A 20455-nucleotide genomic window follows, 5' to 3' on the forward strand; every position below is an offset into this window, starting at 1 on the left:
ACACGATCCAGCGACCGCGCCCATTCTCGGCGAGGCGAAGCCGGTGACCGAAGAGGGGATCATCCGTGGCGTCGAGCGAGAAGGCGACGGGGCGTCCGGATGCGGTCAGGACATCACCTGCGCAGACCCACCGCTCACTCGGCCGCATCCGTGGCGGGCGCCGCCACGCGATCCTCCGACGTGGCGGAGACCGCGGGCTTCTTCTTTTTCCGCGGCGCCGTCTTCTGCGGCGCAGCCCCGAGACGAACCTCGATGTCGTAGTCGCGGGCCATCGCCGCCGGGACGACGAGATTGTCCTCGACGAAGGAGAACAGTCCCTGCGCCGCCCCCGCGGGCACCGTCACCGGCACCCGGCGGACCCGGGACAGCACGACCTTGTCGCCGGCCTTGATGCTGATCGAGACCGGAGCTTCGAAGCGACCCGGCTTACCGACGGGTCCCAGCAGAACCTGCCCCTCGACGCCGACCTTCACCGACACGGATCCGTCCTGAAGCTTGGCGCATTCCCGGGCCAGGCGACCGATCGTGACCTGGTGCCGGAGGCTGGTGCCGTCTCCGGCCCGGCCCGCATAGCTCTGGATCGCTGCGCCGCCTTCCGGCACCGCCACCGTGGGGCAATAGGGCGGATCGGTGTCGTCCGGCTGGGACGGCGGCACCGTGGTCCCGCCGAATTTCAGCATGTTCATGAAGACGTTGCCCTCCTCCGCGGAGGTGGGGCCGACCCCGACGCCACTCGCCGCGAGGGTCGCTGCCAGGAGGAGCCCCAAACGCTGCCGGCCCTTCACCCTGCTGAGATTCATGCCGAGATCCCGCATTCTTCGCACCAACCGTCTCACCCGCACGCCGCGAAGCCCATCACTTGAGGCTATCGAAGCCCTGGGCGAATCCCTTCATCGACAGAGGAATGCCGACGCCCTCCTCCGGTGTCTGGAACACGATGAAGGTGGCCTGCGCCCCCCCGCTGAACTGCTTGATCAAGCCGTCATCCATCACGACCTCGGCGACACAGCCCGTCGTCAGACACCGCACGAAGCCGGCGCGGCCCACATCGGTCTTGTCGATCTTCAGGCCGAGGCCGGACGGCAGCAGGACACCGAGCGGCGCGACCACCCGCAGGAGATAGCCGCGGTTGTCGGCCGTCTTCAGGACGATGACGACCAGCGTGAGGTTCGGCCGGTCCTCGGCGGCCAGGTATTGCACCAGGGCGCATTGCTCGGCCTTGGCGCCCGCCGGGGTCTCGCACCGCAGTTGCCAATCGCCGAACGTGTTGCGAACCATCCCCTGGGCGGCTGCGCCCTCGGGCCCGAAGCCGGCGAGCAGGATCCCTGCACCGAGCAGGCCCACCGCGACGCCCCGGGCGACCAGGCCGCGTGCAAGCTGCACCATTCCTCGAAACCCCACGCGTCGACCCTTTCGCATGGCCCGCCGCCCCGCGAACCGTTAACGGAAAACACGGGTGTTCCGACCATGCTGGGCCATCGAATGTCAAGCGAAGGCCGGCCTGCGGGAACCGACTATCGCGCCGCGCGTACAGCCTCTAGTGCTGACAGCCACGCTTGCCCGACAACGGACAGATCCATGCGACTGCGCGCCCCCCTCCTCCTCGCCACCCTCGCCCTCGCCGGTCCAGCCCTCGCGGAGCCGCTCCCCGTGGGCGAGACGACCTATGTCGAGCGCTCCCTCAACCGGGATGGTCCCCTCGTGATCGAGCATCGCCCGGTGGCACGCACGCCCGGCGGCCGGCGCGGCGGAAGCTCGGCCGAGATCGCGGGCTTCTGCCGCGACGGCGGCATCATCCGCCGTCGGGACGAGTTCGGCCGGCCGGTGATCCTGCGCCAGCGGGAAGTCTGCGACAGCGTCGCGCCGCGCACCCTGAACCCGGGCGATGTCGATCCCCGCCCGACCTGGCCGGCCGAGCAAGTCGTACGCGGCCGAGCACTCCGCGTCCGCGGTTGAGCCGACCTCAGCCGTAGCGGTGCAGGGTGGCGCCGTTGCGCTTCAGCCAGCGCTCGGCTTCGTCCACATGCGGGCAGAGCGACCCCACCAGGGTCCAGAATCGTGCCGAGTGGTTCATCTCGCGGAGATGCCCCATCTCGTGCGCCACCAGATAATCGAGCACCATCGGTGGCGCGAAGATCAGCCGCCAGGAGAAGTTCAGCTCGCCACGCACCGTGCAGGAGCCCCAGCGGCTTCGCGTGTCGCGTAAGGTGATGCGCGTCGGCCCCTGCCCCAGCTTCTCGGTGTAGCGCGCCACCGCCTCGGTCAGATCACGCCGGGCTTCCCGCTGCAGGAAATCGGTGACTCTTCGCGCGATGTGCGGCGCGTCGCAGGCAACCGAGAGGACGGGCTCCTCGGCAAGCGTCTCGAGCCGGGTGAGCCCGCTTCGACGGTCGCGATGCAGGACCCTGTGCGGCACGCCTCGGATCGGCAGAACAGCGTCCGCCGCGAACAGCACCCGCTCGGGCATGCGCGCCAGCCGAGCCGCGATCCATCCCCCGTGGCTGATGGCAAAGGTTCGGGCGACACCGACCGAGGTGCGCGTCGGAAGCGTCATGACCACTTCGCCGGTAGCACTCGAGACGCGCAGGGTCAGACGACGTGCTGTCGGCCGGCGACGCAGCAGGACGCGGAGGGTCTCGCCCTCGTGCAGGATGTCGAGGTGATCCGGGTCCGCCCCGCGCAGCAACGCCAATCGCATCTCGCCAGCTTAGCCGCTGTCGCGCCCCTTCGCCATCGACCCGAGCGCCCCCATCCTCAGGCAGGCGCCCCCGACAGGTCGGGTTCCGGCCGATGGCTGATTGCCACTCCTCCCCCCTCGGAAACCCCCATCTGGCGAATGAAGGCGGCGATACGGGGCGCGATGATGGTGCGGTAGCGCGACCCGTTGAACACCCCGTAATGTCCGACAGCTTGCTGAAAATGATAGGCTTTTCGCTGCGGAGGAAGGTTCGGCGTGAGGTCCAGGGCAGCTTGGGTCTGGCCGACGCCGGAGATGTCGTCGTTCTCGCCCTCAATGGCGAGAATGGCACAGCTACGGATCGCGCCGAGGTCGACGCGGGCGCCACGATGGATCATCGATCCCCTCGGAAGGGCGTGATCGACGAAGACCGTCTTCACCGTCTGCAGGTAGAACTCGGCCGTCAGATCCATCACGGCGAGATACTCGTCGTAGAACTCGCGGTGCTTCTCAGCCGAATCGCCATCCCCCGTCACGAGATGGTCGAACATCTCGGCGTGGGCGTTAACGTGACGGTCGAAATTCATCGCCATGAATCCGGAGAGCTGGAAGAAGCCCGGATAGACGCTGCGCCAGACGCCGGGATAGCCGGCGGGCACGGTGGTGATGCAGTTGCGCTCGAACCAGGCCGTCCCGCGCTCCTGAGCCACACAGTTCACGGCGGTCGGTGAACGCCGCGTGTCGATGGGACCACCCATCAGCGTGATCGAGCGCGGCACCGGTGCGTAGCCCTGCGCCTCCATCACGGCGACCGCCGCCAGGACCGGCACGGCCGGCTGACACACGGCCATGACGTGAAGCTCCGGTCCGAGGTCGCGAAACATGTCGATGAGGTAGTCGATGTAGGAATCCAGATCGAACCGCCCGGCTCCGATCGGCACCATGCGCGCATCGGCCCAATCGGTGACGAAGACCTGATGGTCGGGTAGCATGGCCTCCACGGTGCCGCGCAGGAGCGTGGCGTAGTGGCCCGACATCGGCGCGACGATCAGAAGCTTCGGCTGTGGCGCCGTGGGGCCGCCTAAGAAGCTTCGATCGAAGGTGATCACCCGGCAGAAGGGACGCTCCCACACCACTCGCTCGCTGACCGGAACGCTCGTTCCGTCGACGGTGACGCTGGTGAAGCCGAAGGACGGCTTGCCGTAGCGCCGCGTGACCCGCTCGAACATCTCGCAGGCGGCCGCCAACGAGCGGGCATAGGGCGAGTAGGCGAGCGGATTGGCGGGGTTCTGCAGGCCGTGCTTGGCGACGTCGACGACAAGTCGCGCCGGCGTCGTCATCAGTCGGGCGGCCTCGTACCAGAGGTAGGACAAGTTCACGGACCATTCCCCATTTCACGGGCGTCGCTTCCCCGAGCTGCCTGAGAAATGCGCCGTCGGCTCGGCGCTCCACATCGACCTCTGCGGATTCGCTCCCCTCGGTTTAGCGCAAAAGCGATGTCGACAAGAGCGGATGTCCGAACCCGGAGGGATAGACGCGAGACAGCCGGGCCCTATCGTTCCACTGACATGATCGACATGAGCACCAACGGCTTCGTCCGCGACGCACGGCATCTGCGTCTCGACACCTTCGTGCGCCTGCGATGGCTCGCGATCACCGGGCAAAGTGCGGCGGTGGTCGGGGCGCAATTCGGATTGGGCCTTCCGTTGCCTTTCGGCTGGTGCTTCCTCGTCATCGCCACATCGTCCTGGCTGAACCTCGCGCTGCGCATCCGCTTTCCCGCGAGCTACCGCTTGAGCGACGATTCCGCGGCCCTGCTGCTCGCCTTCGACATCATCCAGCTCGCCGCCCTGCTGTTTCTGACCGGCGGACTGCAGAACCCGTTCTCGCTGCTGTTCCTCGCGCCTGTGCTGATCTCGGCAACCGCCCTGCCGCCCGAACGGACCCTGGCGCTCGGTCTCTTGGCAATCGGCCTCGCGACCCTGCTCGCCCTCGTGCACCGCCCCCTGCCCTGGTTTGCCGACGGGCGGTTGGAACTGCCTTTCCTGTACATCTCGGGCATTTGGACCGCGATCCTGCTCGGAACCGCCTTCACGGGCGTCTATGCCTGGAAGGTCGCGGAGGAGACGCGCCAACTGGCGCAGGCCTTGGCCGCCACGGAACTGGTGCTGGCCCGCGAACAGCACCTGTCACAGCTCGACGGGCTCGCGGCCGCAGCCGCTCACGAACTCGGTACGCCGCTCGGCACCATCATGGTGGTCACCAAGGAGTTGACCCGTCAATTGGCGACGACCGCCAGCCCTTCGGTGCGGGAGGACCTTGCGCTCCTGCGCGACCAGGTCGATCGCTGCCGTGGTATCCTCTCGAAGCTGACGTCGCTCGACAGCGACGAGGCCGGCTTCCTGCAGACGGTCAGTCTCAGCCACCTCGTGGAGGAGCTCGTCGAGCCGCAGCGTGCCATGGGCATCATCCTCGACGTCTCCAACCAGGGAGAGGGTCCGGAGCCGGTTTGCCGGCGCAATCCGGGCGTGATGTTCGGCTTGGCCAACATCGTGGATAACGCAGTCGACTTTGCCACCGAGCGGGTCATCATCGAGGCGCGCTGGACCCTCGAGCGGGTTTGGCTGGAGATCCGGGACGACGGACCGGGTTTCTCGAGCGAAGTCCTGCTCCGGGCCGGCGAGCCCTACGTGACGACCCGGAGCCCAGATCGGTCCCGCAGCCCAGACAGCACCGGCGCCGGTCTGGGCCTCGGACTTTTCATCGCCAAGACCCTGATCGAACGTTCCGGCGCGCAGCTGACGTTGTCGAACGTCTCGCAACATGAGGCGACCGGCGCCGTGGTTCGTGTCAGCTGGGCGCGTCACATCTTTGAGCGAGGCGCCTCGACGGTCGATCATGCGCAATTGAGTAGTGGGCAACCCCTGACGGAAACGGGTGCGACACCTATATGAGGATCACAGCAGAACCCTATTGAAGATGGTTCGTGAACTACGGAGGAGCGTCGGATGCTGACGCAGACTGGAACCACGGCGCCGAGTGCTGAGATCGCTCAGCTCGCCGACAATGACCCCCTGGCCGCTTTCCAGGATCGCACTCTGCTGATCGTCGATGACGATAAGCCGTTCTCGACCCGGCTGGCCCGTGCCATGGAGATGCGCGGCTACGAGGTGCAAGTTGCCGAAAGCGTCGCCGAAGGCGTCTCGATGGTCGACGTCCGTCCGCCGGCCTTCGCGGTCATCGACATGCGACTCGGCGACGGCAATGGGCTCGACGTGATCGCTCGCCTGAAGGAGCGCCGCCCGGACGCACGGGGGGTTATTCTCACCGGCTACGGCAATATCGCGACGGCGGTCACGGCCGTGAAACTCGGTGCGTTCGACTATCTAGCCAAACCAGCCGACGCCGACGAGATCCATGGGACGCTGATGGCGCAGCCGGGCGAGCGGGCTGACCCGCCGGAGAACCCGATGTCAGCGGACCGGGTGCGCTGGGAGCACATCCAGCGTGTCTACGAACTGTGCGGACGAAACGTTTCCGAGACGGCGCGTCGCCTGAACATGCACCGCCGGACGCTTCAGCGTATCCTGGCCAAGCGCGCCCCACGCTGAAGGTCGGGGTCGAAACGAGGGCGACATTGCGCGACCCGTCCGGTTCGCGCTACGTCGCCCTCGATCATGTTTGCGCCGGGTCTCCCGCGCGTGAAGCCGGTAACGGGGCGACGCTTCAGTGAACACGCGCAATCTCATCACCATCCTGAGCATGATGGTTCTCGTCGGCACAGAGGTGTTCGCCGTCGCCATCGCGGCGGGCTGGGCTCTCGCCGGCCTCTTCGACCTCGGCGACACGGTGGGGCATGTGCTGATGGCGCTGTTCAGCCTCTTCGCAGCTTGGGTGATGCTGCAACTCTGGCGGCGCGCGACGAGCATTGAGCCTCTGCGGGGGCCAGATCCCACCACACGCTGATCGGAACACACAGCTTCGACGTTTATGCGCGGCCGCTCTTGGGCCGTTTCGCGTTGCTTGCCTGGCATTTCCCGATTATCGGCAGGGTGCCCCGACACCAGACGAGTTCGAACCCATGAAAGCACGCATCATCGTCACCCTGAAGACCGGCGTGCTGGACCCGCAGGGCAAGGCGATTGAGGCAGCCCTGACGTCGTTCGGCCTGTCCGGTATCGACAGCGTCCGCCAGGGGAAGGTTTTCGACGTCGAGATCGTGGGAGAGGACCGCGCGGCTGCAGAGGCGACGCTGAAGAGCGCCTGCGAGAAGCTGCTCGCGAACACGGTCGTCGAGAACTACGCCATCGAGATCGCCTGATGCGCGCTGCCATCATCGTTTTTCCAGGCTCCAACCGCGATGCGGACGTGGCCCGAGCCTTGACCCAATCGGGTGCGGAGGTCGTGAAGGTTTGGCACGCGGATACCGCGCTACCGGCCGGCACCGATCTGGCCGTGCTGCCGGGGGGATTTTCGTACGGCGATTACCTACGCTGCGGCGCCATCGCCGGCCGCGCAGCCGCGATGGATGCCGTCCGTGCGCACGCCGCGCGGGGCGGCTTGGTGCTCGGCATCTGCAACGGCTTCCAGATCCTGTGCGAGTCCGGCCTTCTGCCGGGCGTCCTGATGCGGAACGTGGACCGGCGCTTTATCTGCCATCGCCAGCTGCTCCGGGTGGAGCGTGCCGACACCCGTTTCACCTCGGCCTATGCCGAGAATCAGGTCATCGACGTCTGCGTGGCTCACGGCGAGGGCAATTACTTCGCAGACCCGGATACCATTGCGCGTCTCGAAGGTGATGGCCGGGTGGCGTTCCGCTACTCGGACGCGGCTGGCAACCTCACCGTGGACGCCAATCGCAACGGCTCGCTGAATTCCATCGCGGGCATCTACTCCGAGAAACTCAACGTGCTCGGCCTGATGCCGCACCCGGAGAATTTCGTAGAGGATCTCGTCGGCGGGACCGACGGGCGCGGCCTGTTCACGAGCTTGGCAGCGGCGTAGCCTCCGCGCGCCTTTTTCTTCTCCGGAGAGAGGCTGCCCGCCGACGGCTGACGCTGGGTCGAGGTGGGTGAGGGGTCAGGATAGGTCCCGTACCCTCACCCACCTGCCCCGCGCGTGTCCCCGAAGGGGCGAAGGTCAGTGGCCGTCGAATTCCATCAAGGTCCGGACCGGTACATCGAGGTCGCGCAGCTTCTGCGCGCCGCCGATTTCCGGCAGATCGATGACGAAGCAAGCTGCCACCACTTCGGCGCCGATCCGACGCAGCAGGTTCACCGCGGCACAGGCCGTCCCCCCGGTGGCGATCAGGTCATCCACCAGAAGCACCCGGTCGCCCGGCTTGATGGCATCAACGTGGATTTCCATTTCGTCCGTGCCGTACTCTAGGGCGTAGGCGATCGATACCGTCGTGTGCGGAAGCTTGCCCTTCTTGCGGATTGGAACGAAGCCGGACGAGAGCTGGTGTGCCACCGCGCCGCCTAGGATGAATCCACGCGCCTCAATGCCTGCCACCTGATCGATGCGTCCCCCCGCGTACGGATGTACCAGCGCGTCGACCGCCCGGCGGAACGCGCGCGGGTCGCTGAGAAGCGTGGTGATGTCGCGAAACACGATGCCGGGCTTCGGGTAATCCGGGATGGACCGGATCGAGTCCTTCAACGCGATGTGGCGGCGGGTTTCCATGGGGGAGCCCTTGTCGAGGAGAGTGGAGGCGAGGAAGCGCGCGGGGGCGCCCCTCAGGCGTTGGCGCGGCGCAGGAGCTTCACGAGCTCACTGTGCAGAATCTCATTGCCGCAGGCGACCGAGCGGGCTGCCAGGGGCTCGGCACCCCCATCGGCGCTGGTGACGAAGCCGCCGGCCTCGCGCACAAGAATGATCCCCGCGGCGATATCCCAGGTTTGCAGATCGCGCTCCCAGTACAGGTCCGAGCGGCCGCAGGCGACGTAGGCAAGATCCAGGGCGGCGGAGCCAAAGCGGCGGGCGCCCCCGGTCACGGCCATCACGGCGGCGACTTCCCGCAGGAGCTTCGGATGATCGCCGCGGCCGAGATAGGGTGATCCGTAGGCGACCAGGGCATCGGCCATGTCGGTGCGCCCGGAGACGCGCAGGCGACGGTTGTTGAGATAGGCACCCTTGCCGCGCTCGGCCACGAACAGTTCATCCTTGGCCGGATCGTAGATCACGCCGGCGACGATCTGCCCCTCACGCTCCAGCCCGACGGAAATCGCGAAGTGCGGGATGCCATGAAGAAAGTTCGTAGTCCCGTCGAGGGGGTCGACGTGCCAAGTGTGGCTCTTGTCTGCGCCCTCAACGTTGCCGGATTCTTCCAAGATGAGCCCATAGCCCGGACGTGCCTTCATCAGGGCATCCTTCAAGACTTCCTCGGCCTTGCGGTCGGCCGCTGAGACGAAGTTTCCGGGGCCTTTGCGAGAGACCTGTAAATTTTCGATCTCGCCGTAGTCGCGCTTGAGACCGCGGGCCGCCTTGCGCACGGCGTCGACCATGACGGTCATGAGAGGTGAGCTAATCATCGATCTTCAGGTCCAGGCCGATTCAAAGAACGTCGATTCACGTAACATTCGGCGCGGCCATAGCACGTTTGCGCGCCGGCTCACCCCTATCGAAAGCGGGTCTGCCCCACGGGACGCAGCTAATTGACCTTCGCGCGATCCGCGGCCAGCGCTTCGGCGCGCTGTCGCTCGGCTGGCTCCAGGCCCTTCAGGTTCTCGTCGAGCCAGCCGTCGGACAAACCCTGTGCGGATGCCGCGAGATTCCAGGCTGCCGCCTCGACCAGATTCTTCTGAACGCCGCGCCCGACCACGAACAGCCGCGCGATCCGGTTCTGCGCGATGGCATTGCCGCGGGCAGCGGCATGCTGGAAGTAGCGCGCCGCACGGGTCTCGTCCTTCGGGAGGCCCGTCCCGTTGAAGAGAAGGATGGCGAATTCGACCTCGCCGGCCAGATCACCGTTATCCGCCGCACGCCGAAACCATTCGGCGGCCTGGGTCGGATCCTTCATCACACCGCGCCCCTGCAGGTAGAGGACGCCGAGATCGTGCTGGGCCGCGCCGATCTCCCCGTCCGCCGCCTTGCGGAACAGGGTGGCGGCCCGGGCCTGATCCGGCTCGGAGCCCGTCCCGAGGAGAATCAAGGCGAGATTGTAGGCTGCCGTCGTGTCACCGTTCCCGGCGGCCTTCTCGAGCCATTGGCGGCCGGCCTTCATGTCCTTGGCGCCGCCCCGCCCGTCGATCGACATCAGGCCCAGCGACGCCATTGCGTGCACGTCGCCCTGGGCCGCCGCGAGTCGGTACCACTCCGCCGCCTTGACCGGATCCTGCTTGATGCCGAGGCCCTGATTGTAAAGCTCACCCAGCAGCGTCATCGCCGCCGCATCCTTCGGGTCAGCCGCGATCCGCTTCGTCGCCTCACGAAACGCGGTGGTGTATTGCCCGCGCTGGTAGGCGCCAAAGGCTGTATCGGCTGCCTTGTCGCTGGGCTTTGCCGTGAAGGGGACCGCCCGCATGGCATTAGGCGAATAGGGAGTCGGCAATTCCTTTAGCGGGGCGGAAAAGACCTCGCGTGTCGCAGGCTTGGCCGCTTCCGGCGAGAGAGACGACGCGGCCCGGACCTCGGACAGGCCGAGCATCAGAGCCAACAGGCTGAACGCCACCCTCACGCGGCCGTCTCCCCGGCGGCGGCAACCCGTGCTTGGATTCCGGCTACGTCGGCGTGCTCGCCGATCCAGAGGCCACTCTCCAGGCCGAGGAACTCCACGCCGGTCGCCAGAAGTGGATCGATCTGGTCGACAGCGTCTGCAACGGCGATGCAGGGCGTCTCGAAGATCTCGGTCCACCAACCGGCGCGATCTAAGACCGTCTCGGAGTCGGGAGACATCCCATCCGGGTAGAGGCCACCGAACATGACGTAGTCGACGCCGGCCTCGCCGGCCTCCATCGCGGCGTGCTTCTGCTCGTGACCGCCGGCCCCCAGGATTCGTCCGTCGGCCAAGCGCTCGCGCAGGTCGCGCAGGTCGCCATCCCGAGCCTTGTCGAGGTGAACACCATCGGCACCGCCGCGGGCGGAGACGCTGACGAGGTCGCCGTCGAAATGCGCGCAGGCGACGACCACGGCCGCGCCGGCCTCGTGCGCGGCCGGGGCCAGGCGCTTGACCAGATTGACCAGGCTGCGCTCGTCGACCGGGGCCAGCCTCAGGATGACGGCCGCGACGTCGCCGGCCGCACAGGCGGCCGTGATCGCCGCGCCGAGCGCGTCGGCATCACCGGCCTCGACCCGGTGGGGGCTGAGCAGGGCGAGGCGGGTGCGGGGTTCCGACATACAGGGTCCTTCCGGCGCCTCAGCTCAATGCGCCGATCTTCGGATCGAGGGAGCCGTTGGCATAACGCTTGGCCATGGTGGCCACGGAAACCGGGCGAATCTTGGAACCCTGGCCGGCGGTACCGAACTCCTCGAAGCGCTGCCTGCACAGTTTGGTCATCGCCTCCATGGCAGGCTTCAAGTACTTACGAGGATCGAACTCTGCCTTGTTCTCGGCCAGAATCTTCCGAATCTGGCCCGTCATCGCCATCCGGTTGTCCGTGTCGATGTTGATCTTGCGAACGCCATGCTTGATGCCGCGCTGGATCTCCTCGACCGGCACGCCCCAGGTCGGCTTCATCTCGCCGCCATACTGGTTGATGATGTCCTGAAGGTCCTGCGGCACCGATGAGGATCCATGCATCACGAGGTGGGTCGTGGGCAGGCGGCGGTGGATCTCCTCGATGACGTTCATCGCCAAGACGTCGCCGTCGGGCTTGCGGGTAAACTTGTAGGCGCCGTGCGAGGTGCCCATGGCGACCGCGAGCGCGTCGACTTTGGTGGCCTCCACGAACTTCACGGCCTCGTCGGGATCGGTGAGGAGTTGGTCGTGGCTGAGCACGCCCTCAGCGCCGTGGCCGTCCTCGGCCTCGCCCCGGCCGCTTTCCAGGGAGCCGAGCACGCCGAGCTCGCCCTCGACCGAGACGCCGGCCCAGTGGGCCATCTTGGTGACGTTGCGGGTGATCTCGACATTGTAGTTGTAGTCGCCCGGGGTCTTGCCGTCGGCCTTCAGCGACCCGTCCATCATGACCGAGGTGAAGCCGTACTGGATCGCCGTGGCGCAGGTGGCCTCGTCACTGCCGTGGTCGAGGTGCATGCAGACGGGAATATGGGGATAGATCTCTACGAGGCCGTCGATAAGCTTGGCCAACACGATGTCGTTGGCATAGGCGCGCGCGCCCTTGCTCGCCTGCAGGATTACCGGGGAGTCAGTCGCATCCGCCGCCGCCATGATGGCGAGGCCCTGCTCCATGTTGTTGAGATTAAACGCCGGCACGCCGTATTCATGCTCGGCGGCATGGTCCAGGAGTTGCCTCAGGGTGATGCGGGCCATGGGTTTCTCCTCAGATACGATCGCCGCCGAGGCGATCCGCCAATCGTCGCGCCAGAAAACGCGAGCCTTCCGAATTCGTTCGTCATTTCGGACCTTTGCGGATCCGTTGCAACTCTCGCAGGACAGCATTCCGGGGACGCCGCGTTGCGTGACGGAGACTGTCATCCCGCAAAAGACCGCGTCGCGGATGCGATCAGCCCTTGGCCCGCAGGGCCTCGACACCGGGCAGTTCCTTGCCCTCGAGCCACTCGAGGAAGGCGCCGCCCGCGGTAGACACGTAGGAAAAAGTCTCGCCCACGCCCGCATGGTTGAGCGCCGCGACCGTGTCGCCGCCGCCGGCCACCGAGACGAGTTTGCCGGCCTGGGTCCGCTCGGCCGCGTGCCGGGCGGTCGCTACGGTGGCGGCATCGAACGGGGTCAGCTCGAAGGCCCCCAGCGGGCCGTTCCAGACCAGGGTGGCAGCCTCGTCGATGGCCGCGTTGATCTCAGCCACTGAGGCGGGACCGGCATCGAGGATCATGCCGGTCTCCGGCACGGCGTCGACTGGGACCGTCTCGTGCGCAGCGTTGGCCTTGAACTCGGAGGCCGAGACCGCGTCGACCGGCAGGATGATACGGCACTTGGCCGCCTGGGCCGCCTCGACGATGCGCAGGGCGGTGTCGGCGAGATCCTTCTCGCAAAGCGACTTGCCGACTGCCTTACCCTGCGCGTGCAAGAAGGTGTTGGCCATACCGCCGCCGATAACAAGCATGTCGACTTTCGCCACGAGGTTCTGGAGAAGGTCGATCTTGGAGGAGACCTTGGCACCGCCGACGAGGGCGATGACCGGGCGGGTCGGGGCTTCGAGCCCCTTGGTCAGAGCGTCGAGCTCCGCCTGCATCAGGCGACCCGCATAGGCCGGCAGCAGATGGGCCAAGCCCTCGGTGGAGGCGTGTGCGCGATGCGCGGCCGAGAAGGCCTCGTTGACGTAGAGGTCGCCATTGGTAGCGAGCTGCTCGGCGAAGGCCCGGTCGTTCTGTTCCTCTCCGGCATGGAAGCGGGTGTTTTCGAGGAGGGCGACGTCCCCGTCCTGCAGGCGCGCGACAGCGTCCGCCGCCGCCGAGCCCACGCAATCCTCCGCGAAGGCGACGGGACGGCCGAGCTTTCGGCTCAAGGTTTCGACTACGGGCTTCAGCGATTCTGCGGCGACGGGCTTGCCCTTCGGGCGTCCGAAATGGGCCAGCAGCACGACGCGACCGCCCTTGCCGGCGATCTCGTTGATGGTCGGCACGATCCGCTCGATGCGGGTGGCGTCGGTGACACGCCCACCCTCCATCGGCACGTTTAGGTCCACACGCAGGAGCACGCGCTTGCCCTGGAGCGGGCCGGCATCGTCGAGGGTGCGAAAAGCGGTCATCGGAGCCTTGACATTAGACGGGCGGGACGGGGCGATCAGCGCGGGGGCAGCAACGCATCCAGGTGGAAGCGCTGAGCCGCGATGGTCAGCGCGACCGTGAGAACGGCGGTGATGATGGCGGTGAGCACGAGTGCGCCGGAGCCGGGCAGGCCGCGTGTGCGGTCCGCGATGGCACGGACCTCGCTTCGCAGAGCGGAGAGATCACTTTGGCGGGCCGCCTCGTTCATGCGGCCGGCGGCGCCCTCGACCTTCTCCTCCACGCGCGACAGCAACGCCTCGGAGCGGGCGTACTTGTCCTCGATCCGTGAGCACTTGTCCTCGATCCGGGCGAGCTGATCGCTTCCCGGAGTACTGCCGAACGACGGCAGGGGCTCCGCCTTCCCGACCACCACGGAGGGTGCGGTGGTCGGAGCGGCCGGGGTTGCCGCCGGCGCGGACGCCGGGGGCGGGAGCGCTGAGGTGCCTGGAATGAAGCCGCGTTCGGAGGGGGAGGTCTCTGTCATGTCAAGCACACCATGCTGGTCTCGCTTCGTCCTCGGGAACGTTCGATCCGTCAGGATACGGCGATGCGGCTCAGAGAAGCTTGCCCATGGCCACGGCCGTGTCGGCCATCCGGTTCGAGAAGCCCCATTCGTTGTCGTACCAGGACAGGATGCGCACGAAAGTGCCGTCCATGACCTTGGTCTGATCGAGGTGGAAGGTCGACGAGTGAGGATCGTGATTGAAGTCGATCGAGACGTTTGGCTGGTCGGTGTAGGCCAGCACGCCCTTCAGCGGGCCGTCCGCAGCGCCTCGGATCGCGGTGTTGATCTCTTCGACCGTGGTCTGGCGCTTTGCGGTGAACACGAGGTCGACGGCCGAGACGTTCGGGGTCGGCACGCGGATCGAGGTGCCGTCGAGCTTGCCCTTAAGTTCCGGCAGCACGAGGCCGACAGCCTTCGCGGCGCCGGTCGAGGTCGGGATCATCGAGAGCGCCGCGGCCCGGGCCCGGTAGAGGTCCTTGTGCATCTGATCCAACGACGGCTGGTCGTTCGTATACGAGTGGATCGTCGTCATGAAGCCGCGCTCGATCCCAACGAGATCATTGAGCACCTTGGCCACCGGGACGAGACAGTTGGTGGTGCAGGACGCATTCGAGATGACGAGATGGTCGGCGGTCAGCTTGTCGTGGTTGACGCCGTAAACCACGGTCAGGTCGGCGCCGTCGGCGGGCGCCGAGACGATAACGCGCTTGGCTCCGGCATCGAGGTGCGCCTTTGCCTTATCCTTCGAGGTGAAGATGCCCGTGCACTCGAGGGCGATATCGACGCCGAGCTCGCGGTGTGGCAGCTCGGCCGGGTTACGCACGGCGGTGACCTTGATGCGTTTGCCGTCGACGACGATGAAGTCGCCGTCAACCTCGACCTTGGCGGTGAACCGGCCGTGAATCGAATCGAAGCGAAGCAGGTGGGCATTGGTCTCGACGGGGCCGAGATCGTTGATCGCCACCACCTCGATGTCCTGGCGGCCGGCCTCATGGATGGCGCGCAGAACGTTGCGGCCGATGCGTCCGAACCCGTTGATGGCAACCTTCACCGACACGGCGTGAGTCCTTCCCATAATCGGGCGCCGGCCACGCAGCACCCTCCAGCCATTTGATCGTCGCGGCTCGCCCGAACGGCAGGCCTCGATCCGTCGCCCGCTCTGTGCGAGTCCCGATTGAACGACAGATGAACTGCCGCGCAGGCTCGGGCGCGCGATCGCAGCCGAAGACCGAGGTAGCGCGCGGCAAGACGAACCCAGGGTGGCTGACAGGTCCCTGCCCTCTCGCCTGAGTGCGTCGCGTGCTGCCGTATAGCCGGTCTGCGAGCGGCCGGTCTCTAACATGGTGACAAATCGAGGCAAAGGTTACATGGCGCGGCGCAGGGGGTGGATAACCGTTTCCCGGTGGATACCGTACAGGTGTCCGGGCATGGCGCGAACGACTTCGTCCGATAGCAGCAGGTAGAAGAGAAGGGCATTCCTCCGTGAGCCAGACCATCGATCTGGCGCTGCAGCGTCTTGAAGCCGTGCTCTCACGGCTGGAGGGCGCGGTCGCGCAACGTTTCGAGGCCGAGCGTGACCCCAGCGACCTGGAAACCGAGCTCGCGATCATGGGCGAGGACCGGGCGAGGCTCGCCGCCGAACTCGATGCGGCCAGCGCGCGCCTCGCGGAGGTCGAGGCGACTTCGGCCGATGTCGACCATCGCCTCGGACGAGCGATCGACGCCGTCGAGGGCATGCTGACACCGGCCCGCGCCCTCCGCTAAGTTTGAAATCGCAACGCTCCAGTGACCCGACGCCCGATGCCCCAGATCAACGTCACCATCGACAGCAAGAATTACCGGATGGCGTGTGCCGACGGCGAGGAGGCGCACCTGACCGCCCTCGCGGAAGGGCTCGATGGACGGATCAGCGAAATGCGCCGGACCTTCGGCGAGATCGGCGACATGCGCCTCCACGTGATGGCAGCCTTGATGCAGGCAGATGAATTGCAGGAGGTACAGGGACGTCTCGCCGCGCTGGAGCAGGAAGCTGCCGCTCTCAGGGAGACAGTGGAATCGGCCGAAGCGGTCCGGGCGGCCGAGGAAGAGCGGCTTGCCGAGGAGCTCGTCCGCTGTGCCGAGCGGGTCGAGCGCCTAGCGCACGTCATTTCGGCCGGCTAACGATCTCGAGCGCCGGAATGTTGGGCGGCGGCTCGTGTCAGCGCTGATCTCGCCCATGAATTCTGCGAGTCGAACCAGCGCCCCCCTGGCGCGGGCCGCAGGCCGACGCTACATGGGAATGGCGGGGCTGCCGGGTCCGTCAGGAGAACTTTTCCCCGGGGCCTTATCGACTCCCCAGGGAGCTGTCCCTGGCCTTGTCCCTGGACTTGGCCAACACGGCGCCCACCTACATTGTAGGTTTCCCGGGATCGACACTCCAACGGCTCACGTGGCTCCGCACTCAGATCTTTCTCCCTCCGAAACATCCGTTCCCGCCCGCAAGGCGGCCCTGCGCAACGAGGCTCTGGCCCGCCGCGACGCTCTCCGAAAGGAGGATCGCCGCATCGGTTCGCTGCAGATTGCCGAGACGGTCATGACCATCGAGGCCCTCGCCAAGGTCGAGATCGTCGGGGCCTTCTGGCCCATCCGCAGTGAGGTCGATCCACGCCCCCTCGCCCGCCTCCTGTTCGCGCGTGGCCAGCGCATCGCCCTGCCGAAGGTCACGCCCAACGGATTGGTGTTCCGGGAATGGCGCGAGGGTGAGGCTCTCGTCGCCGGTCGCTTCGGGCTCAGCGAACCGCACGACGATCTGCCGCCCCTCGATCCCACCGCGCTCCTCGTGCCGCTGGCGGCCTATGACCGGCGTGGTCATCGCATCGGCTATGGACGCGGCTACTACGACCAAGCCATTGAGCGCCTTTCGCGAAACGGTCCCGTGCTCACCATCGGGATCGCCTTCTCGGTCCAGGCCGTGGACACGGTTCCTTCCGAGCCGCACGACCAGCCCCTCGATCATCTCGTCACCGAAGCGGGGCCGGTCCCGCTGATACGGACCTGACGTCCCGCGATGCGCATTCTCTTCCTCGGCGACGTGGTGGGTCGCCCCGGCCGGACCGTCATCTCGGACCGCCTGCCGGCCCTTCGTGAGCGCTGGCGCCTCGACTGCGTGGTTATCAACGGCGAGAACGCCGCCGGCGGATTCGGCCTGACGGAAGCGATCTGCGACGAGCTCCTCCAGGCGGGGGCCGACGCGGTGACGCTCGGCAACCATTCCTTCGACCAGCGCGAGGCCCTCGTCTTCATCCAGCGGCAGACCCGTCTGGTCCGTCCGGCCAACTATCCGCCGGGCACGCCGGGCCGCGGGGCCACCGTGGTCGAGACCCGCAAGGGCGCCCGCGTGCTCATCCTGAACGTCATGGGTCGGCTCTATATGGATGCCCTGGACGATCCCTTCGCCTCGGCCGAGCGGGAGCTCTCCGTCTGTCCCTTGGGCGCCGTGGCGGATGCCGTCATCGTCGACGTGCATGCCGAGGCCACGAGCGAGAAACAGGCCTTCGGTCATTTCCTCGACGGCCGGGCCAGCCTGGTCGTGGGCACCCACACCCACACCCCGACCTCGGATCACAGGATCCTGCCCGGCGGCACCGCCTATCTCTCGGATGCCGGCATGTGCGGCGACTACGATTCGATCCTCGGCATGCAGAAGGACGAGCCTCTGCGCCGGTTCCTGCAGAAGACGCCCGGTACCCGCCTGGAGGCGGCCCAGGGCGAAGGGACGCTTTGCGGCATCGCGGTGGAGACCGACGATGCGACGGGCCTCGCCAAGAGCGTGGCCGCGGTGCGCCTCGGACCCCATCTGGAGGAGACCTGGCCGCGGGCGTGGGATTAGCCGGCGCAACGGAGCGCCCATCCACGGAACCAGACCACGCGCGACTTGATCGGCGCCGAACCACCCTGCAATGTGCCGGCGCGTTCGCCCCGCTCGCTCCCCGCGGGCCGACAGTTCCGCGTTGAGAGTGTGCCCGAGCCGATGGCGACCCCCCCCGCACCCGCGACGATCGCCAAGCCGGGCATCTACCTCGTCCGGATGCTGGTCTTCCTGATCCTGGTCGGCTTCCTCGCCTTCGTCCTGTTCCGGCAGATCACCCCGGCCTTCCTCGCCAATCCGGGCCTCAACGGGCTCATCCTCGGGGTCCTGCTCATCGCGGTTCTGCTGGCCTTCGGTCAGGTGGTGCGGCTCTATCGGGAGGTGAGCTACGTGAACGCCGTGGCGGCGGGGGAGAGCCCGAGCCGGCCGCCGCCCCTGATGGCGCCCCTGGCCCCCGCCATCGCCGCCCGGCCGGACGGGATCACCCTGCCCACCAGCCGCGCCTTCCTCGACACGGCGGCTGCGCGCCTCGACGAGGGCCGGGAAATCCTGCGCTACGTCTCGGGCCTCCTGATCCTGCTCGGCCTTCTCGGAACGTTCTGGGGCCTGATCGACACGCTGAGCGCGGTCGGGTCGGTGATCAAGACCATGCGGGGCGGCGGCGAGGCCGCGGCGATGTTCGACGAGCTGAAGAACGGCCTCGCGGTTCCGCTCTCCGGCATCGGCCTCGCCTTCTCGGCCTCCCTGTTCGGCCTCGCGAGTTCGCTGATCATCGGCTTCCTCGACCTGCAGGCCGGGCAAGCGCATGCGCGCTTCCACAACGAATTGGAGGACTGGCTCCTCTCCGGCGAAATACCGCAGGGTCGTGTCGAGGTCGCGGCCCCGACGAAGGCGCAACCCGCGCCACTCCCGGTACAGGATCCCGCCAGCGCCCGCGAACTGAAGGAGGCGGTGGACCGCCTGACCGCCGTGGTGGCGGAGGGCGCCAATGGGCGCGTCGCCACCCAGGCCATGACGAATCTCGCGGAAGGCATCCAGGGGCTCGTGCAGCACATGCGGGCCGAGCAGCAGATGATCCGCGACTGGGTCGAGGCCCAGGCGACCCGCGAGCGCGAGCTGAAGCAGGTGCTGGAGCGCCTGGGCCGCGAGCGGAGCTGACATGGCCTCCACGCGCGGTCGCCGCGACCGGAGCCTCAACGTCTGGCCGGGCTACGTCGACGCCCTGGCGACGCTGCTGCTGGCGGTCGTGTTCCTGCTCACGATCTTCGTGGTCGGCCAGTTCTTCCTCTCCCAGGAGATCAGCGGCCGGGACTCGGTGCTGACCCGGCTCAATCGCCAGATCGCCGACCTGACGGACCTGCTGGCCCTGGAGCGCTCGACCCGGAAGACGCAGGAGGAGCAGGCCTCGTCCCTGCGCAACACCCTCCTCGGAGCGCAGGCCGACCGCGATCGCCTCAGGGCGCAGGCCGAAGCGTCGCAGGGCTCGGCCGGGCGCCAGGGCGAGGTCGACAAGCAACTGGCGGCCGAGCGCGCCAACACCGCCCGCGCCGCCGCGCAGATCGATCTCCTGAACGAGCAGATCGCGGCGATGCGGCGCCAGCTCGCCGCCCTCGAGGATGCGCTCGCGGCCTCCGAGAACCGCGACCGCGAGAGCCAGGCCCGCATCGCCGACCTCGGCAGCCGCCTCAACGTGGCCCTGGCCCAGAAGGTGCAGGAACTCGCGCGCTATCGCTCGGACTTCTTCGGCCGCCTTCGCCAGATCCTCGGCAACCGCCCGGACATCCGCATCGTCGGCGACCGCTTCGTCCTGCAATCCGAGGTGCTGTTCCCGGCGGGCTCCGCCAGCCTCAAGGCGGAGGCCGGCCCCGAACTCGACCGCATCGCCGGCGCGATCCTCGACCTCGCCAAGCAGATCCCAGCCGACATTCCCTGGGTGCTGCGCATCGACGGCCACACCGATGCGCGGCCCATCGCCAGCGCCCAGTTTCCCTCGAACTGGGCCCTGTCGGCGGCCCGCGCCATCGCGGTCGTGCAGGCCATGGTCGCAAAGGGCATCCCGCCCCAGCACCTCCTGGCCGCCGCCTTCGGCGAGTTTCAGCCCCTTGAGGCCGGGACCACCGAGGAGGCCTATGCCCGCAACCGGCGCATCGAGATGAAGCTCACGGAGCGCTGAGCCGGTCGCTCACTTGACGATGCGGTCGAGCCGGTTGTTGACGAAGAAGTACAGCTCCTTCGCGCCGGGCTCGTTGTAGAGCACCTGCACCTCGCGGCCGGCGCGCCCCTCCCCCACCAGCACGTCGGTCGGGGGCTTGCCCTTCAGGCGGACGAGGTCGCACTCGCCGATGCCGATCTCGATCGCGGCGGCGCTCGCCGGCGCGGGCGCCGTGCAGGTGCCGTCCCCCGTCAGGACGGGTCCCTGGAAGGTCGGGGCCGGTGCGGGCTTCGGCACGGCGACGGGGAGCGGCTCGGGTGCCGGAGTCTCCGTGCGCCGGGTCTCGGTGCTGGTGCAGGCGGACAGGCCGCAGGCCGCGAGCACGGCCAGGATCAGCAGGCGCGGGTCGGTGGAAGCAGGCACGACGGG

At 67.4% G+C, this 20455-nt stretch carries 25 protein-coding genes and 1 other RNA gene; 13 read left to right on the forward strand and 13 right to left on the reverse strand.

Translation table 11 applies throughout. The features are described 5' to 3' along the window. Nucleotides 1-134: 134 nt before the first annotated feature. Nucleotides 135-800 carry a hypothetical protein gene (locus ASF20_RS00910; RefSeq protein WP_056269994.1) on the reverse strand — a complete coding sequence of 222 codons (666 nt, stop codon included), beginning with the start codon at nucleotides 798-800 and terminating at the stop codon, nucleotides 135-137. Between the two features lie 55 nt (nucleotides 801-855). Continuing rightward, complete coding sequence (locus tag ASF20_RS00915) at nucleotides 856-1386, reverse strand: invasion associated locus B family protein (RefSeq protein ID WP_108039224.1); 531 nt, start codon at nucleotides 1384-1386, stop codon at nucleotides 856-858. A 192-nt stretch (nucleotides 1387-1578) separates the two neighbouring features. On the opposite strand from ASF20_RS00915, the gene ASF20_RS00920 reads away from it, so the two are divergent. Beyond that, nucleotides 1579-1956, forward strand: coding sequence for a hypothetical protein (locus ASF20_RS00920; protein ID WP_056269842.1), 378 nt, complete (start codon nucleotides 1579-1581; stop codon nucleotides 1954-1956). A 7-nt stretch (nucleotides 1957-1963) separates the two neighbouring features. On the opposite strand, the gene ASF20_RS00925 is transcribed toward ASF20_RS00920, so the two are convergent. Continuing rightward, the gene (locus ASF20_RS00925) at nucleotides 1964-2698 is read right to left on the reverse strand and encodes a SprT family zinc-dependent metalloprotease (RefSeq protein ID WP_056216930.1); all 735 of its coding nucleotides are present in this window, start codon (nucleotides 2696-2698) and stop codon (nucleotides 1964-1966) included. Between the two features lie 56 nt (nucleotides 2699-2754). Continuing rightward, nucleotides 2755-4056, reverse strand: a complete 1302-nt coding sequence (gene phaZ, locus ASF20_RS00930; RefSeq protein ID WP_056269844.1) for a polyhydroxyalkanoate depolymerase — start codon at nucleotides 4054-4056, stop codon at nucleotides 2755-2757. A 189-nt stretch (nucleotides 4057-4245) separates the two neighbouring features. On the opposite strand from phaZ, the gene ASF20_RS00935 reads away from it, so the two are divergent. The 5 genes from ASF20_RS00935 (at nucleotide 4246) to purQ (ending at nucleotide 7681) form a co-directional block, all read left to right on the forward strand. Beyond that, entirely contained in the window at nucleotides 4246-5631 is a 1386-nt protein-coding gene (locus ASF20_RS00935; RefSeq protein ID WP_056269847.1) for an ActS/PrrB/RegB family redox-sensitive histidine kinase, read from the forward strand. Nucleotides 5632-5685: 54 nt separating this feature from the next. After that, the gene (locus ASF20_RS00940) at nucleotides 5686-6288 is read left to right on the forward strand and encodes an ActR/PrrA/RegA family redox response regulator transcription factor (protein WP_056216919.1); all 603 of its coding nucleotides are present in this window, start codon (nucleotides 5686-5688) and stop codon (nucleotides 6286-6288) included. A gap of 118 nt (nucleotides 6289-6406) precedes the next feature. After that, nucleotides 6407-6643 carry a hypothetical protein gene (locus tag ASF20_RS00945; RefSeq protein WP_056216916.1) on the forward strand — a complete coding sequence of 79 codons (237 nt, stop codon included), beginning with the start codon at nucleotides 6407-6409 and terminating at the stop codon, nucleotides 6641-6643. Nucleotides 6644-6758: 115 nt separating this feature from the next. Then, entirely contained in the window at nucleotides 6759-6998 is a 240-nt protein-coding gene (gene purS / locus ASF20_RS00950; protein ID WP_056269849.1) for a phosphoribosylformylglycinamidine synthase subunit PurS, read from the forward strand. Continuing rightward, on the forward strand, nucleotides 6998-7681 hold the full coding sequence (gene purQ / locus ASF20_RS00955) for a phosphoribosylformylglycinamidine synthase subunit PurQ (RefSeq protein WP_056269853.1): 684 nt from the start codon (nucleotides 6998-7000) through the stop codon (nucleotides 7679-7681). Before purS ends, purQ begins: the two co-directional genes overlap by 1 nt. Before the next feature lie 135 nt (nucleotides 7682-7816). On the opposite strand, the gene ASF20_RS00960 is transcribed toward purQ, so the two are convergent. From ASF20_RS00960 to gap, 8 genes are all read right to left on the reverse strand, one after another. Beyond that, nucleotides 7817-8362 carry an adenine phosphoribosyltransferase gene (locus ASF20_RS00960; RefSeq protein WP_056216903.1) on the reverse strand — a complete coding sequence of 182 codons (546 nt, stop codon included), beginning with the start codon at nucleotides 8360-8362 and terminating at the stop codon, nucleotides 7817-7819. 53 nt (nucleotides 8363-8415) lie between these two features. After that, a complete protein-coding gene (locus ASF20_RS00965; RefSeq protein WP_056269856.1) occupies nucleotides 8416-9210 on the reverse strand; it encodes an inositol monophosphatase family protein in 795 nt (264 codons plus the stop codon). A 119-nt stretch (nucleotides 9211-9329) separates the two neighbouring features. Beyond that, nucleotides 9330-10355 (reverse strand): tetratricopeptide repeat protein, encoded by a 1026-nt coding sequence (locus tag ASF20_RS00970; RefSeq protein WP_244476278.1) that lies wholly within the window; start codon nucleotides 10353-10355, stop codon nucleotides 9330-9332. Then, nucleotides 10352-11014 carry a thiamine phosphate synthase gene (locus ASF20_RS00975; protein WP_056269859.1) on the reverse strand — a complete coding sequence of 221 codons (663 nt, stop codon included), beginning with the start codon at nucleotides 11012-11014 and terminating at the stop codon, nucleotides 10352-10354. The genes ASF20_RS00970 and ASF20_RS00975 overlap by 4 nt, the downstream gene beginning before the upstream one ends. Nucleotides 11015-11033: 19 nt before the next feature. Continuing rightward, on the reverse strand, nucleotides 11034-12107 hold the full coding sequence (fba, locus tag ASF20_RS00980) for a class II fructose-bisphosphate aldolase (protein WP_056269863.1): 1074 nt from the start codon (nucleotides 12105-12107) through the stop codon (nucleotides 11034-11036). A 193-nt stretch (nucleotides 12108-12300) separates the two neighbouring features. Then, nucleotides 12301-13503, reverse strand: coding sequence for a phosphoglycerate kinase (locus ASF20_RS00985; protein ID WP_056269866.1), 1203 nt, complete (start codon nucleotides 13501-13503; stop codon nucleotides 12301-12303). A gap of 35 nt (nucleotides 13504-13538) precedes the next feature. After that, nucleotides 13539-14006, reverse strand: coding sequence for a hypothetical protein (locus tag ASF20_RS00990; RefSeq protein ID WP_056269867.1), 468 nt, complete (start codon nucleotides 14004-14006; stop codon nucleotides 13539-13541). Between the two features lie 70 nt (nucleotides 14007-14076). Continuing rightward, nucleotides 14077-15084 (reverse strand): type I glyceraldehyde-3-phosphate dehydrogenase, encoded by a 1008-nt coding sequence (gap, locus tag ASF20_RS00995; protein ID WP_056269871.1) that lies wholly within the window; start codon nucleotides 15082-15084, stop codon nucleotides 14077-14079. Nucleotides 15085-15509: 425 nt separating this feature from the next. Here gap and ASF20_RS01000 point away from each other — a divergent pair, with 425 nt between their 5' ends. From ASF20_RS01000 to ASF20_RS01025, 7 genes are all read left to right on the forward strand, one after another. Then, the gene (locus tag ASF20_RS01000; RefSeq protein ID WP_082501108.1) at nucleotides 15510-15791 is read left to right on the forward strand and encodes a DUF4164 domain-containing protein; all 282 of its coding nucleotides are present in this window, start codon (nucleotides 15510-15512) and stop codon (nucleotides 15789-15791) included. 36 nt (nucleotides 15792-15827) lie between these two features. Continuing rightward, nucleotides 15828-16187: a cell division protein ZapA gene (gene zapA / locus ASF20_RS01005; RefSeq protein ID WP_056216876.1), complete on the forward strand. Its 360-nt coding sequence runs from the start codon at nucleotides 15828-15830 to the stop codon at nucleotides 16185-16187. A 121-nt stretch (nucleotides 16188-16308) separates the two neighbouring features. Next, a non-coding RNA gene (gene ssrS / locus ASF20_RS22990) (6S RNA) lies at nucleotides 16309-16466 on the forward strand. Then, a complete protein-coding gene (locus ASF20_RS01010) occupies nucleotides 16456-17064 on the forward strand; it encodes a 5-formyltetrahydrofolate cyclo-ligase (protein WP_056269878.1) in 609 nt (202 codons plus the stop codon). Before ssrS ends, ASF20_RS01010 begins: the two co-directional genes overlap by 11 nt. Before the next feature lie 9 nt (nucleotides 17065-17073). Beyond that, on the forward strand, nucleotides 17074-17895 hold the full coding sequence (locus ASF20_RS01015) for a TIGR00282 family metallophosphoesterase (protein WP_056269881.1): 822 nt from the start codon (nucleotides 17074-17076) through the stop codon (nucleotides 17893-17895). A gap of 141 nt (nucleotides 17896-18036) precedes the next feature. Next, a complete protein-coding gene (locus ASF20_RS01020; protein WP_056269882.1) occupies nucleotides 18037-19032 on the forward strand; it encodes a MotA/TolQ/ExbB proton channel family protein in 996 nt (331 codons plus the stop codon). Between the two features lies 1 nt (nucleotide 19033). After that, entirely contained in the window at nucleotides 19034-20047 is a 1014-nt protein-coding gene (locus ASF20_RS01025; protein ID WP_056216859.1) for a peptidoglycan -binding protein, read from the forward strand. Nucleotides 20048-20056: 9 nt separating this feature from the next. Here the strand turns inward: ASF20_RS01025 and ASF20_RS01030 are convergent, their stop codons facing one another. Next, nucleotides 20057-20449, reverse strand: coding sequence for a hypothetical protein (locus ASF20_RS01030; RefSeq protein WP_200927174.1), 393 nt, complete (start codon nucleotides 20447-20449; stop codon nucleotides 20057-20059). Nucleotides 20450-20455: the final 6 nt, after the last annotated feature.

It is taken from the genome of Methylobacterium sp. Leaf88 (assembly GCF_001422795.1).
Lineage (GTDB): Bacteria > Pseudomonadota > Alphaproteobacteria > Rhizobiales > Beijerinckiaceae > Methylobacterium.

Coding starts and splice junctions, on each gene's coding strand:
- ASF20_RS00910 (WP_056269994.1), bottom strand. CDS start 800: ATGAATCTCAGCAGGGTGAAGGGCCGGCAGCGTTTGGGGCTCCTCCTG.
- ASF20_RS00915 (WP_108039224.1), bottom strand. CDS start 1,386: ATGGTGCAGCTTGCACGCGGCCTGGTCGCCCGGGGCGTCGCGGTGGGC.
- ASF20_RS00920 (WP_056269842.1), top strand. CDS start 1,579: ATGCGACTGCGCGCCCCCCTCCTCCTCGCCACCCTCGCCCTCGCCGGT.
- ASF20_RS00925 (WP_056216930.1), bottom strand. CDS start 2,698: ATGCGATTGGCGTTGCTGCGCGGGGCGGACCCGGATCACCTCGACATC.
- ASF20_RS00935 (WP_056269847.1), top strand. CDS start 4,246: ATGATCGACATGAGCACCAACGGCTTCGTCCGCGACGCACGGCATCTG.
- ASF20_RS00940 (WP_056216919.1), top strand. CDS start 5,686: ATGCTGACGCAGACTGGAACCACGGCGCCGAGTGCTGAGATCGCTCAG.
- purS (WP_056269849.1), top strand. CDS start 6,759: ATGAAAGCACGCATCATCGTCACCCTGAAGACCGGCGTGCTGGACCCG.
- purQ (WP_056269853.1), top strand. CDS start 6,998: ATGCGCGCTGCCATCATCGTTTTTCCAGGCTCCAACCGCGATGCGGAC.
- ASF20_RS00960 (WP_056216903.1), bottom strand. CDS start 8,362: ATGGAAACCCGCCGCCACATCGCGTTGAAGGACTCGATCCGGTCCATC.
- ASF20_RS00965 (WP_056269856.1), bottom strand. CDS start 9,210: ATGATTAGCTCACCTCTCATGACCGTCATGGTCGACGCCGTGCGCAAG.
- ASF20_RS00975 (WP_056269859.1), bottom strand. CDS start 11,014: ATGTCGGAACCCCGCACCCGCCTCGCCCTGCTCAGCCCCCACCGGGTC.
- fba (WP_056269863.1), bottom strand. CDS start 12,107: ATGGCCCGCATCACCCTGAGGCAACTCCTGGACCATGCCGCCGAGCAT.
- ASF20_RS00985 (WP_056269866.1), bottom strand. CDS start 13,503: ATGACCGCTTTTCGCACCCTCGACGATGCCGGCCCGCTCCAGGGCAAG.
- ASF20_RS00990 (WP_056269867.1), bottom strand. CDS start 14,006: ATGACAGAGACCTCCCCCTCCGAACGCGGCTTCATTCCAGGCACCTCA.
- zapA (WP_056216876.1), top strand. CDS start 15,828: ATGCCCCAGATCAACGTCACCATCGACAGCAAGAATTACCGGATGGCG.
- ASF20_RS01015 (WP_056269881.1), top strand. CDS start 17,074: ATGCGCATTCTCTTCCTCGGCGACGTGGTGGGTCGCCCCGGCCGGACC.
- ASF20_RS01020 (WP_056269882.1), top strand. CDS start 18,037: ATGGCGACCCCCCCCGCACCCGCGACGATCGCCAAGCCGGGCATCTAC.
- ASF20_RS01025 (WP_056216859.1), top strand. CDS start 19,034: ATGGCCTCCACGCGCGGTCGCCGCGACCGGAGCCTCAACGTCTGGCCG.